10 protein-coding genes and 1 riboswitch are annotated in these 13426 nt (G+C 34.0%); all 10 genes read right to left on the bottom strand.

Annotated elements, in window-relative coordinates:
• Positions 1–147: 147 nt before the first annotated feature.
• The 10 genes from BC962_RS06385 to BC962_RS06340 all read right to left on the bottom strand — a co-directional run bounded on the left by BC962_RS06385 (position 148) and on the right by BC962_RS06340 (position 13314).
• The gene (locus tag BC962_RS06385) at positions 148–1488 is read right to left on the bottom strand and encodes a DEAD/DEAH box helicase (RefSeq protein ID WP_121345086.1); all 1341 of its coding nucleotides are present in this window, start codon (positions 1486–1488) and stop codon (positions 148–150) included.
• Between the two features lie 117 nt (positions 1489–1605).
• Positions 1606–2598, bottom strand: a complete 993-nt coding sequence (gene lpxD, locus BC962_RS06380) for a UDP-3-O-(3-hydroxymyristoyl)glucosamine N-acyltransferase (protein ID WP_121345085.1) — start codon at positions 2596–2598, stop codon at positions 1606–1608.
• A gap of 253 nt (positions 2599–2851) precedes the next feature.
• Positions 2852–3799 carry a bifunctional helix-turn-helix transcriptional regulator/GNAT family N-acetyltransferase gene (locus BC962_RS06375; RefSeq protein ID WP_121345084.1) on the bottom strand — a complete coding sequence of 316 codons (948 nt, stop codon included), beginning with the start codon at positions 3797–3799 and terminating at the stop codon, positions 2852–2854.
• A gap of 121 nt (positions 3800–3920) precedes the next feature.
• Complete coding sequence (locus tag BC962_RS06370; protein WP_121345083.1) at positions 3921–6737, bottom strand: M16 family metallopeptidase; 2817 nt, start codon at positions 6735–6737, stop codon at positions 3921–3923.
• Positions 6738–6962: 225 nt separating this feature from the next.
• Entirely contained in the window at positions 6963–7406 is a 444-nt protein-coding gene (locus BC962_RS06365; protein ID WP_183075462.1) for an SRPBCC domain-containing protein, read from the bottom strand.
• Positions 7407–7737: 331 nt separating this feature from the next.
• Complete coding sequence (locus BC962_RS06360) at positions 7738–8616, bottom strand: pirin family protein (RefSeq protein ID WP_245984093.1); 879 nt, start codon at positions 8614–8616, stop codon at positions 7738–7740.
• Between the two features lie 2 nt (positions 8617–8618).
• On the bottom strand, positions 8619–9638 hold the full coding sequence (locus BC962_RS06355; protein ID WP_121345080.1) for a pirin family protein: 1020 nt from the start codon (positions 9636–9638) through the stop codon (positions 8619–8621).
• Between the two features lie 65 nt (positions 9639–9703).
• Positions 9704–11047: a Na+/H+ antiporter NhaC family protein gene (locus BC962_RS06350; RefSeq protein ID WP_121346026.1), complete on the bottom strand. Its 1344-nt coding sequence runs from the start codon at positions 11045–11047 to the stop codon at positions 9704–9706.
• A gap of 55 nt (positions 11048–11102) precedes the next feature.
• Positions 11103–11198, bottom strand: a riboswitch (SAM-I-IV-variant riboswitch).
• A 310-nt stretch (positions 11199–11508) separates the two neighbouring features.
• Positions 11509–11742: a VF530 family protein gene (locus BC962_RS06345; RefSeq protein ID WP_121345079.1), complete on the bottom strand. Its 234-nt coding sequence runs from the start codon at positions 11740–11742 to the stop codon at positions 11509–11511.
• A 24-nt stretch (positions 11743–11766) separates the two neighbouring features.
• Positions 11767–13314: an SDR family NAD(P)-dependent oxidoreductase gene (locus tag BC962_RS06340; RefSeq protein ID WP_121345078.1), complete on the bottom strand. Its 1548-nt coding sequence runs from the start codon at positions 13312–13314 to the stop codon at positions 11767–11769.
• Positions 13315–13426 lie beyond the last annotated feature (112 nt).

The raw sequence follows: 13426 nt of genomic DNA, 5'->3' as shown, positions 1-13426 counted from the left end.
TTTCAGCGAGCTCTAAATTGCAAAAAACTAGTAAGAAACTATATTAGAAATATGTTAATTCCCATCACTTAGATATATGGAGTTCTTTGACTTCACTAAAGCATTTTTCCAATACTTCCAATTTGGAATAGACTTGAGATTTTTTATTTACCTGCGCTTTTTCTTAGCAGGCTCATCGCTTATAGCAGTATCATTCTTGTTTTGCATGATATAAGAAGCCAGCATTTTCTCAACAAGTTCATCTTTAGTTAAATGATGAAAAATGGTCTTTACATTCTCTTTCAATTCCGGAGAAAGATTATGATTTGGTTTCGTTTTAAAGATTTGCTTTGCCCATAAAAGTGTGTTGTTATCCTCAACACTTTGAGCATCGGGTTTAGAATATTCTTTAAATACTATTCCCAATTCATCTTGAAATTCAGCAATATCTGGAATTTCTTCATTTTGGATCACAGTTAAAGAAAGGCCTTTTGCTCCTGCCCTAGCAGTTCTACCACTTCTATGTACATAAACTTCATATACATCTGGTAAGTGATAGTTTACCACATACGAGATCTCTTTTACATCTATTCCGCGGGCAGCAAGATCTGTGGCAACAAGAATATTTATATGTCCTTCTCGAAATTGCTTCATGATACGATCTCGGATTGGTTGGGACAAGCTACCATGTAATGCTCCTGAAGAAAATTTATTGATCGCTAAATTCTTAGCCAGTTTATTTACAGCAGCTTTCGTCTTACAAAATATAATTCCGCGTTCTCCCTCTTTAGAAGATAAGAAATGCATTAAAACTTCCAATTTTTCTATAGGTTCCACGACTACAAACTCATGATCTATTTCTTGATTTCCAACAGTTTCCATGTTAGCACTTATTTGGATTACATGTTTAGACATGTAATTTTGGATAAGTTGCTTAATAGTTCCCGGAAGGGTTGCAGAAAATAATAAGGTTCTTCTTTTTTTAGGAAGTTCAGCCACGATCTCATCTAGACCATCTTTTAGAGATGTCACCATTTCATCGGCTTCATCCAACACTAAATAATTAACCATAGAAAGATCTATTGCCTTGCGCTTAATAAGATCTATAAGTCTTCCTGGAGTTGCTATTACGATATGTGTGGGTTTTGTAAGTCTTTCTATTTGTGGCTTAATAGGAATTCCACCACAAGTAGCAGTAATTGAAATATCAGGTAAGTTTGTGGCATAACTTTCTAAATTGTTCAGGATCTGATGACCTAATTCCCTTGTAGGAACTAGAATAACAGCTTGAACTTGTGATTCTTCAGATTTTATAAGTTGTAACAAAGGCAAACCAAATGCCGCAGTTTTTCCTGTACCAGTCTTTGCCAAACCAACAAAATCTTCAGATTTTGATAAAAGAACAGGAATTGTTTTCTCTTGTATTTCTGTTGGAACAGATATATTTAATTCATCTAAACTTTTAATGATCTCTGCTGAAATTCCTAAATTAGAAAACTGATATGACATGAAATATTTTTTTACAAAGGTAAGTACTCTTTTCGCTTTTAAGCATTGAAAAATTAGCCGTTATTTTTTTTGAAAATTTGGCTGAAGAAACTCCCTTAAATTATAGCTTGAAAATTCTTAGTTTTTAATAAGATTTTTAAGTGCGATCCATTGCTTAAGCATATCCTTAGAATCGCATGCTGGATAACCCAACACGGTTTTTCCTGCTGCTACATCACTCATAACCCCAGAACCACCGCCAACAATGGCACCTGAGTGTATTGTTGTATGATCTTTAATAGATGCACTTCCACCAATAATTACTCCGTCTCCCAAAGTAACAGAGCCTGCAAGCCCACTTCCTCCAGCCATGATACATGAACGTCCCATTACAGAATTATGACCTATCTGAACCAGATTATCTATTTTACAGCCATCGCCAATAACAGTAGAACTAAACTTTCCACGATCTACACAAGAATTTGCGCCTATTTCAACTTGATGTCCAATTACTACATTTCCAATTTGTGGGATTTTAACCAGCCCTTGGCCATTATCACTTGGTCTATAACCAAAACCATCTGACCCTATACTCACATTGCTATGAAAAATACAATAGCTACCAATTTCAGATCTTTCCCTAATAACTGTTCCAGACCAGATCGTAGTATTGTTTCCTATGCTTGTTTCGTCTAGAATAGTCACATTAGGATAGAGGACAACATTATCGCCTAGTATTACATCTTTTCCAATATAACATCCTGCACCTATCACGCAATTTGCTCCTATTTTAGAGGAATCATGAACTGTTGCAGATGCATGTATTCCAGCTTCTAGTTGTGGCTGACCAGGATCAAAGGCTTCTAAAATTTTTACCATTGCCAGATCTGCATTTTTCACGCGAATTAGAGCTTGACCTTCTTCAGGTAGTAGATCTATATTATCATTAATGATCGCGGCCATTGCTTTTGAAGCCATCCATAGTTTAATATATTTCCTACTTCCTATAAATGAAATATGATTATTTTCTGCTCTTTCTAATTGTTCAGGGCCTGTTATTAATAAGCTTGTGTCTCCTAGTAATTCTCCATTAACTAGTTCGCTTAATTCTGTGATCTTTAGGGTTTTCATTTTAGGGTATTTTATGCTTATTATAACGAATAGTTATTTAATTGGAAATGTTTGTCTCAGCGAAGATAGGGTCTAATTTTATATTTTACTGTCACTCAGGGAAATAGTTATAATTGTTGCTAATATTTTTTTGTATTCTTCTGATTAACAAATCTTAGAATGAATTTCAAATAGCATTTTATATGCAATTTTGAGAAGCAAAATTGAAATTAAAAGATCAATCAAAATATTTGGCATAAATCCTCTTAACTTATTAAAACCTTAATTCCATATGAATATTGCAACGTTCGTAAGGAGTAGGTTGACCTCTAACTTTTTTAAATCCGAACTTTTCATATAATGCAATTGCAGGAATTAACTTGGTGTTACTTTCAAGATAAACATTTTTAGCTTTCAAAGATTTTGCTTTATCTATAACGGCCTTACCTAATAGCCAGCCAATTCCCTTTCCTTGGGCTTTATCTGAAACTGCCATCTTACCTAGTTCAAAATCATAATCTGGATGATCCATTTTAATTAGGGCACAGACTCCAACCGGAATATCTTTGTACAGTGCCACAAAGATGTATCCGCCTCTATCTAAAATATATTCCTTTGGATGATCTAAGGCCTTATGGTCTGCCTCTTCCATCATAAAGTGATTATTTATCCAGTCTTCGTTAAGTTTCTTAAAATCAGATCTATATTTTGAATCATAAGGCACAATTTCAACATCTTTCATTTCTCGTATTTTTTTCTGATCTAGTACTCTCTTAAATAAAGATTTACGATCTAATAAATATTCAAACTCATCCATAGCTTTCCAAAGATTGTTTTGGGTTTGAGCCAGAGCTTCATCTACAGCGAGATTTACATCTAAATATTGATTCTCTGTTTGTAATGCAATTTGCTGTCCTTTTTTGGTAAGCTGAATGATGTTTTTTCTACCATCGTTCTTATCGGTATTTTCCAAAACAATTCCTTCAGCAAGCATTTCTCTAACTATTTTACTTACAGAAGGATGAGAATGTTCGATAAATTTTGCGATCTCTGTTATAGATTTTCCTTCGTTGTGAGAAAGTACGTAGAATACGGGAAACCATTTCGGTTTTAGCTTTATTCCGTAGAGAGTGTAAATTTGTTTAGCATCTTCGGTTAATATTTCGCTTAACCTTCTAAGTCTGCTTCCCAATGCCACATTTCCAATTTGATTATAAAACATATAATATTAATTACGTAACTAATTCCGTAAATATATTCATTATAATAGTATTCTATGAAAATAAAGGTTAAAAAAAATGCAGTCCCTTAAGACTGCATTTTAATTTACTATAATATTTTATCTATAATTGATTTCCGTAGATATCTAATTCGATCACTTCTTTCCCAAACTTTTTAACTTCTTCCATCTGGGTAGCTTTATCTCCAACTACAACATAGATTAATTCCTCTTCTTGCATATAATTATTAATTACCTCCTTAAAATCTTCCAAGGTCATCTCCAATAGTTCTTCTTGCTTATCCTTAATAAAACTTGAGGGTCTATCGTACTTACTAATATCTCTTAAAATGCCTAGTTTTGCCTCTAAGCTCTCAAAAGCTCTTGTGTTTTCTTTTAGTAATTTATTTTTTGTAAGTTCCATTTCTTCTTCTCCAAAATTTTCGGAATATGTATCTACCATTTCTTCAATAATTTTCAGAGAAGGCAAAGTTGCATTCGCTCTCACACTAGATGTGATATAGAAAGGGGATACTTCTAAATTTTCAGAAATGCCTGAATAAGCTCCATAAGTATATCCTTTTCCAATTCTCAATGTTTGAAATAAGCGACCACTAGAACCTCCACCTAAGATCTCATTAGCAAAAGCTAGCTTATTCGCATTTTCATCTGTTGCAGATAATGCTAATTTCCCGATAAGTAGCACAGACTGTTTAGCGTCTGGGAAATCTATAAAATATAAAGTTCCTGCTTTACTTGGAGCTTCAATTGGAAATTCTGGGATACTAACAGCTTTAGTCTTCCATGCTGCGGCTAATGTTTCTAAAGTTGATTTAACCTGAGCTTCAGAGATCGCACCAACAATATGAAATGAAGCATCTGTAGGAGCTAATTTTTTATAATACTCCTGTAGATCTTCGATTCTAATTTTTGCCGTAGTTTCCAATGTACCAGAGCCAGGAATACCAAAATTATTTTCAGAACCATATAACAATTTAAACATAGCTAAAGATGCAATAGAGGAAGGATCTGCCTCTCTACCTTTTAAGCTTGTTTGCAATGCTGACTTTAATCTATTAAATTCTGCTGCATCCCAACGTGGTTCTAATAAAATTTCTTGCACCAATTTCATTGTGGCATCAAAATTCTTGGATAGACTCGTGCCTGTTATATGGAAATCTTCATTACTACTATATGTACGTATACTAGCCCCAAGTAAGCCTATAGCCTCTTCTAATTCTGCAGGGGTTTTGGTAGCAGTTCCTTCCATCATAAGATCACTTAATAAACTGGCAACGCCAGCTTTTCCTTCAGGATCTAACATCTGCCCTCCTGGGATTGTAATATCAAATTGTATAAGTGGTACTTCTCGGTTTTCTATCCCATAAATTTCCATTCCGTTAGCTAAGGAAGCTGTCCATACTTCAGGGGCTTCAAATAATGGTAAATCCCCAAATTCTGGTTCACTACGATCATATTTACTAGCAGTTTTTTCATAAACTGCTTCTTCTCCCTGTTCCACCTCTTCGCTTGCAACATCTTGTTTCACTTCTTCTATCCAAACTTCAGCTTCGGAACTTCCTGTTAGGGATAATTCAACTTGCCCTTTAGGAACCACACTTGTACTAATAAAGTTTTTATTCTTAATATATTTATTATATACTCTCATTACATCTTCACGACTTACCGCATTTGTAAGTCTGGCTGTTTGAGTTATATATCCTGGATCTCCTTTAAACTCATTATCCTGTACTAATTGAAAAGCCTTATTTAAAACAGTGCTAACTCGTTGATATAAATTAGTTTCTAATTCTGCTTTAATTCGTTTTAATTCTTTATCTCCAAATCCTTCTTTTTCGAATATATTGAAACCTTGTTCGACAGCGACCTTTACGGAATCTAGGTCTATATTAGAGTTTGCTCTTATTCTAATTATAAACTCACCTGCTAATTCACTACTACTTTGATATGTACTAACATTTGGAGCTAATTTAGCCTCTTCCACCACAGTTTGATATAAGGGAGATTTTTTGCTTCCACTTAATAGTTGCCCCAAGATCTGTAAAGCATACATATCTTTATTATAATCCTCTACAGTTGGAAACACCATTCTCAATTCTGGTAGTTTAGCAAAGCTATCTTCAAAGTAAAATAATTTAGATTCAGATAAACTAACAGGTTTAGGCTCTAACGTTCCTACCTCGGGACCTGATGGAATTTCTCCAAACCATTTTTCTACTAATTTTTTAGTTTCTTGAATATCAATATCACCAGCAATAACTAAAGAAGCGTTAGATGCACCATAATATTTATTATAAAATTCTTTAACATCATCTATGGTTGCTGCTTGAAGATCTGGTAGTTGGCCAATAACTGTCCAATTATACGGATGACCTTTGGGATAAAGGTTTTTTCTAATGATCTCATCGGTATAACCATAAGGCGCATTATCTACGCGTTGACGTTTTTCATTTTTAACTACTTGCTTTTCGCGTTCTAACGCGGCTTCAGTAACAGTGTTTATCATATATCCAAACCTATCAGAATCTATCCAAAGGATCTTTTCGAAAGCGTCTTTAGGGACCACCTCATAATAGACGGTACCATCGCTCCAAGTTCCCCCGTTTCGACTTCCACCCCATTCTGGGATCATTTTTCTGTTGGCACCAACGGGGACATTTTCTGAATCATTAAAACTCATATGTTCAAAGAAATGAGCAAATCCGGTTTTTCCTGGTTTTTCTCTATTAGAACCCACATGCATCATAGTAGCTACAGCTACTATAGGATCGCTATGATCTTCATGCAATATAACTTCGAGACCATTGGATAACGTAAATTTTTCATATTCGACCTTAAAATCTGTCGCGGTATCTTCTTGGGAATAAGAAATAGATGATATTAGGAATATCGAAAACAATAAATAATTAAGGAAACGCATTGGAATGTTTTTATAATTGAATTTAAAAATAGGAATTATTTAAGAATTATCCATTTCATCAAAAGATATATTAAGATTATGAAGAAACGCGGAGTAACTAAAAAATCTTAAATGCGGTATTAAAATAAGTTTAATGTATAATCAATAATTTTTTATTTAGTCTTCAACCAAACATTTTAAAAATTTCAATAATTAAATTGATTTAACATATTTTCAAAATCTGAATTAATTTTCTTCAGCAAGATCCTTTACAATTTTTAAAGCCTTTGGAAAAGATTCATTGAAAAAATCTTCATGTTCTTTGGAAGTGTCCATTTTAACTAACAAAGAAGTAATAGCATTTTTTTCTGTTAGATTGTAGCTTTCTAAAGCTCCCTCCCATTTTTTGGTTTCTGGAGTTGAAGGTTGAACTTCCCCATTTTTTATCTCTTTTAAATGTTGAAAGACCATAGTTTCTGGTGGAGACATCTTATTTATTTTACTTTGCATACCATTACCTTTAGAATCCATAAATGTGATGGATGCTCCTTCTTTCCAATCTGAGATAGTTTTTAGATCTCCATTACTAAATGGCTTAATCCATTTTTTGTAGCTTTCTTCATCCCATAGCACTTCCCAAACTTTTTCGCGAGTTGCATTAATTTCCGTAGAAAATTTTAAAACTTTCATATGCCTTAATTTTATTCTCTCCTTGAGAGGGTGAAACATCAAGATTTATTAAAAATTCACTCATTATTTCTTTTTACTCTTTCTATAAATGCTGTAGGGTTGTTATTTTATTCTTCTTTAGTAGATTTAAATCTAAGCATCCTCCTAGTAATGATATATCTTCTAGAACAAAATAGAATGCCTAAAGACATTAGAAATCATCTATAGATAAATTATTAATCATCGTTTTAGTTGGCGTATTTAAAATTAAGAATAATTCACATATTATACTACGCTTTAAATCAATACTTTATTAATATTTAACCGATTTTGTATATGCCAATTCTTCTATTTAATCTTCAATAAGAATCCCCATTTTACCCATTTGATAATCTCTCATTGCTTCTAAAACCTCTGTTTGGGTATTCATAACATAAGGACCATGTTGAGTGACTTTTTCATCTAGCGGTTTCCCCGAAAGTATTAAAAACTGAGAATCATGTTTAAGAGTGACTTCAATGCTATCTCCATTAATTCCAAAAACCACAAGTTGTTCTGCTTCTACTAAGCCATATCCTTTAATATTTATGCTTCCTTTAATAAGATATAACATGCAATTAAAATCTTGGGGAATAAGATAATTTTCGATTCCTCCTTCTTGCCCATTTCCCCAAAGCACTAATAATTCACTTTTTGGAATTACTTTTCCTCTCTGCTGATTATAATTTCCAGCAATTAGTTTTGTCTTTATTTTTTCATCTTCTGAAATAAGCACTGGAATTGTTTCTATAGAAAGATAAGTGTATTCCGGTGGTTGCAATTTAGCCGAACTTGGACTATTTATCCATAACTGAATGATCTCTTGTTTGCCGGTTGCTTGCACCACTTCTTCCGATGGTCTTTCGCTATGAACAATTCCAGCCCCGGCGTGCATCCATTGTACTTCTCCTGCCTTAGCAACCTGATCATGATTCCAACTATCCCGATGTCTTACTTCGCCCTCTATAATAAAAGTAACCGGAGAAAATCCTCTATGCGGGTGTGGTCCAACACCTTGGTGTTTAGCAGGCCTGTTCTTATTGAACTTCACTGTAGCATGATGCAACAATAAAAAAGGATCTACCTGCTGAATTTTATGAGTAGGTAAAGCCTGTTTTACAGGAAAACCATCCATATCTATTTTCTCTGCCGGAAGTATATATTTTACTTTTTTAAAAACTGTTTCTTCCATAGTTATTCCCTAATTTCTTCTTTTCCGTCTGCATGCAATGCAAACCTACCTTTATCCCGGGGATGTGCTTGCTCGGTTTCCGGCCATGGCCACCCACCAAACTGAGTTTGTTGAAAATCTTGTAATGCCTGCTGAATTTCACTTTGAGTATTCATTACAAATGGACCATATTGAGCCACTGGTTCATTTATAGGTTTTCCTTGAAGCACTAAAAGAAAGGCCTCGGTTTCACCATTTTTTATTTCCAGATCTTCTTTAGAAACTACATGGATCACATGAGCTTCAGCAATTTCATTTCCTTCAATACTTATATTATTTCCTTTATAAAAGTATAAACTTCTAGTCACATCTTCCTCACTTGCAGGCAGAGTGTAAATTGCATTTGCCTCCATCTTAATGGTAAGTACCATCACTTCATTATCTGGGTCTGCAGCCCATGAGTCTGGAGTTGGGGAAAGCGCCGAAACATCTCCTAACTTTCCAGCTATTAAGTTGATCTCTGTTTTATTGCCATTGGAATCCTCCTTTGTAATAAGTGGAATATCCTCCGCCCATAACATTTTAAAATGAGGAGCTACCATTTTATTTGCTTTAGGAAGATTTAACCATATCTGAAAGATCTCCAAAGGATTTCCTTCATTTTCCTTTATAAGTGGGAAGATTTCTGAATGTTGTACTCCTTTTCCTGCTGTCATCCATTGCACATCTCCTGCTCCAAATCTTCCAGCTGCGCCTAAAGAATCTGTATGATCTACAAAACCTTCTTTATTGATGGTAATAGTTTCGAATCCACGGTGTGGATGAAAAGGAAAACCCGGCATTGTACTACCATGATACATTCTCCAACCATCTTTTAAAGTAAAATCTTGTCCTATATTTCTATCATCTAAAGAAACCGCAGGCCCCATTTTATTATTCCCCTTAGGATATTCATCCCTATGGTGAGCACAAAACAAAAATGGGTCACTAGTTTCCCAAGGAAAGCCAAGAGGTTTTATATTTTTGATCTTAGTATTAACCATATATGTAAAGTGTAAATTCTAATAATAACAACAATAAAGTTACATATTTATAGCTTTTTTGGTCGTTAAATATGCCAAAACTCTACAGTTTCATTTAAAGGCCTTAATGGAGTTCTCTTTGATGAGATCTGAATATAAATGAGAGTTCCTATAAATAATAGGCCGAGATACCATGAGTTACTAACTAAATCAAGATAATCAATTTTCCCCCCAGCCAAGCTTAGAATAATAAGGCATTGTGCTCCATAAGGCAATAAGCCTTGAATACAACAAGCAAAAATATCCAGGATAGATGCTACTTTTTTCGGGTTTAACTTAAACTGATCGCTTAGTTGTTTTGCAATGGGACCAATTATGATAATCGAAACTGTATTATTTGCGATTGCTAAGTTAGTAGCGCTTACTAAACCAGAGATGCCAAAATAAGCTGTTTTAGAATTCATCTTAGTGGTGATAAAATTTATAAGAAAGGTTATTCCCCCTGCCCTAGTTACCAAGGCTGCTAAACCACCAGTTAATAATGAAAGAAGAAAAATCTCTGTCATACTAGTAAAACCTTCATAAGAAAGTTTAGCAAATTCCAGCAAGCCAAAATCTCCGTAATAAATTCCTAAAATTCCCGCAGCAATTATTCCTATAAATAGTACCACAAAAACATTTAATCCAACCACAGCTAGCGTTAACACCAACAGATAGGGCAGTATTTTAATAATTTCTATGGAAGAAGAAGTGTCTAATTGAATATTATCATTTAAAGCAAAGCCTTGAACCAGTAATATTCCAACGGTGATTATAGCTACAGGTCCAGCAATTAGTATATTTTGCTTGAATTTATCTTTCATATTAACTTGCAAAGATTGGGTAGCAGCGATTGTGGTATCTGATATTATAGACAAGTTATCACCAAACATAGCACCGCCTAAAAGTGAGGCACTTAATATTCCTAGAGAAACATCTGTAGTTTCCGCAAAACCCATTACAACAGCTCCTAAAGCAACAATTGCTCCAACAGAAGTTCCGGTTGCAATAGAGAGAAATGCCGCAATTATAAATACCCCAGCATATAACCAATGAATAGAGATATATTGCAACCCAAGTTCTACAATGGCGTCTACACTCCCGGTTGCTTTGCAAACAACCGTAAATGCACCCGCCAGTAAATAGATAAGGCACATGGTTAAAATTTTATCATCTCCACAACCTTTTAAAAGAGTAGCTATTTTTGCGTTTATACTGCCTTTAAACATGGCCAATGCTAATACTATCCCTAGTATTACTGCAATTGGAGATGGTAGCTCGTAGAAATCATTTAGATAGATGCCTGCACCTAAAAAGGTTAAAACAAATAGGAATAGGGGTAATAGAGCATAAAAATTCCCCTTGGTTTGAGTCGCATTCGAATTATTCATAAATAAAATTTTTATGAATCTTAAAAGAGGAAATAAAAGCAATATAGAGGAAGTAGTGATTAACATTTGTTCCAAAGAAATGGCTTATCATTTTTAGCACCTTGCTCGTTATTGCAGGTTGCTATCTCTCTTGAGATTCTTGATAATTAGCCGCGAATATAAAGTTTTATTTAATTGAGAGTTCTTAAAACTGAATTAATTTTCCTTAAAAATTTGAAGTGTTTCTCACTTATATAGAAGACTACAATTTATTATTTGTTATATATTAAAGAAAAAAAATGGGGCTAAATAATATGATTTCAATTATTTAGCCCCATTTTTTCTTTCCGAATTTCAAAATAATAATATTTTGTTTAGTTCTTTAATCCTATAAAAAGGGAATTCTTTATAAAATTATTTTTTTTATAAATAAATCTGCAGTTCGCTATGCTAGCTTCAGAATTACAAGCTACAGAAATAATTTATTTAATAGATTCCATATAAATCTTCTCCACCTTATCTCTTGCCCAAGGGGTTTTTCTTAAAAACTTTAAACTGGATTTCACTGAAGGATCATGAGTAAAACATCTAATAGGTAACATTTCACCCATTTTTTCCCAGCCATGTTTTTCAACCAAATGCTCAATGATATCGACCAGTTTCACTCCGTGTAACTGATTATTATGCTGTTTTTGAGGTATTTTATTATTATCCATATTTATGTTTTTAATTTTTATTTCCTACCAATCTATCGGCATGTAATCTTTAAGGAATTTCCCACACCAATGTTTCCCTGTATTAATTCCATCAAACAATGGATCCATTACTCTTGCTGCGCCATCTACAATATCCAAAGGTGGTTGAAAATCATGTATTTCTACCTTTTTCTTAGATAATTCTGCAGGATCTTCATCGGTCACCCAACCAGTATCCACGGCGTTCATAAAAATTCCATCTTTAGCGAAGGTTGCTGCAGAAGTATGAGTCATCATATTTAAAGCCGCTTTTGCCATATTGGTATGTGGATGCCTGTCTTCTTTTTTAAATCTATGAAATTTTCCTTCCATGGCAGAAACGTTTATAATATGCTTTTTGCCTGTATTCTCCTTTTTCATAAGGTCTGAAAGGCGATTACATAGAACAAATGGAGCAACAGAATTCACTAGTTGTACCTCGATCATTTCTGTAGTCTCTATCTCCCCTAGCCTTAATCTCCAACTATTGGTTTTTCTAAGATCTACTTGCTGTAGATCTGCATCTAATTCTCCTTCCGGAAAAACTTCCTTAGTAGAAAGTGAATTATCGAAACTATAAGGGATCTGTGATAATTTTGCCGAAGCTCTTAATCCTATTCCCGGTTCTGGTCCGTGCCAAGTAACTGGCAATACATTATTTTGATTATTAGAAGCTCCTTCAGTTAATGACTTTAACTCTTGTAAAGAATTATAATGATCTGTTAGTAGATCTTTAGCGAATTCCGGTAAGGAATCGAATGGTAATTCTTCCTTCTCCATTAAATGAGCAAAAAATCCTGATGGTCTTCGCACTGTTTGAGCAGCGTTATTAATAAGAATATCCAATCTTTCATAATGTTGCTCTATGAAATTACAGAAAATCTCTACACTAGGGATATGTCTAAGGTCTAATCCGTGGATCTTTAAACGATGTCCCCATTCCTGAAAATCGTGTTCTTTTGAAAATCTCAAGGCCGAATCTACAGGGAATCTGGTAGTTGCAACAACGGTTGCACCTGCTTTTAATAACATAAGTGTTATATGATATCCAATTTTTAATCTGGATCCGGTTACCACAGCTACTTGTCCAGTTAGATCGGCGGTTTGATAGCGTTTTGCATAGTTATAATCGCCACATTCTGTACACATAGTATCATAAAAATGATGCAATTTGGTATACATGGTTTTGCATACATAACAGTTACGTGGAGATTCTAATTCTGGACGTTCATCTTTTGGAACTTCTACTAAACTGGGAGCAATAAAGATAGTAGCTTCTCTAGCACTTCTAATTCCGGTTTCTTTTCTAGCGTGTTTATCACGCTCAATCATCTTCCTTTTTGCTGCTTTTTTAGAATCTTTTTTTCTCTTAATAAATTCATCTCTACTGGGACGAGTAAGTGCTCCAGCAGCTTTCATTAAGGCAATTCTTTTCTCTTCAGAAAGATCAAAAATTTGATTAGAATCTTCAACCAAAGATTCCAACATAGAGATACAAAGATCTATCTGTGCCTCATTTAAATTTTCAGTTATTTCCTCTTTTTCAGAACTCATTGAATAAAATTTTCAGTCTGCAAATATAATTTTATTATCTCCTATTTAGTGCAGGTTGTATTTAAAATATAGGATTATTAGAGTGATTTCCTTTTTATGATTCAGGAACTAA

Source organism: Gillisia mitskevichiae (genome assembly GCF_003634585.1).
Classification (GTDB): Bacteria; Bacteroidota; Bacteroidia; order Flavobacteriales; family Flavobacteriaceae; genus Gillisia; species Gillisia mitskevichiae.
This window is presented reverse-complemented; position numbering and strand designations above follow the sequence as displayed.

Excerpts from the sequence above, each read along its gene's own strand:
- BC962_RS06385 (WP_121345086.1), bottom strand. The coding sequence starts at position 1,488 with ATGTCATATCAGTTTTCTAATTTAGGAATTTCAGCAGAGATCATTAAA.
- lpxD (WP_121345085.1), bottom strand. The coding sequence starts at position 2,598 with ATGAAAACCCTAAAGATCACAGAATTAAGCGAACTAGTTAATGGAGAA.
- BC962_RS06375 (WP_121345084.1), bottom strand. The coding sequence starts at position 3,799 with ATGTTTTATAATCAAATTGGAAATGTGGCATTGGGAAGCAGACTTAGA.
- BC962_RS06370 (WP_121345083.1), bottom strand. The coding sequence starts at position 6,737 with ATGCGTTTCCTTAATTATTTATTGTTTTCGATATTCCTAATATCATCT.
- BC962_RS06365 (WP_183075462.1), bottom strand. The coding sequence starts at position 7,406 with ATGAAAGTTTTAAAATTTTCTACGGAAATTAATGCAACTCGCGAAAAA.
- BC962_RS06360 (WP_245984093.1), bottom strand. The coding sequence starts at position 8,616 with ATGGAAGAAACAGTTTTTAAAAAAGTAAAATATATACTTCCGGCAGAG.
- BC962_RS06355 (WP_121345080.1), bottom strand. The coding sequence starts at position 9,638 with ATGGTTAATACTAAGATCAAAAATATAAAACCTCTTGGCTTTCCTTGG.
- BC962_RS06350 (WP_121346026.1), bottom strand. The coding sequence starts at position 11,047 with ATGAATAATTCGAATGCGACTCAAACCAAGGGGAATTTTTATGCTCTA.
- BC962_RS06345 (WP_121345079.1), bottom strand. The coding sequence starts at position 11,742 with ATGGATAATAATAAAATACCTCAAAAACAGCATAATAATCAGTTACAC.
- BC962_RS06340 (WP_121345078.1), bottom strand. The coding sequence starts at position 13,314 with ATGAGTTCTGAAAAAGAGGAAATAACTGAAAATTTAAATGAGGCACAG.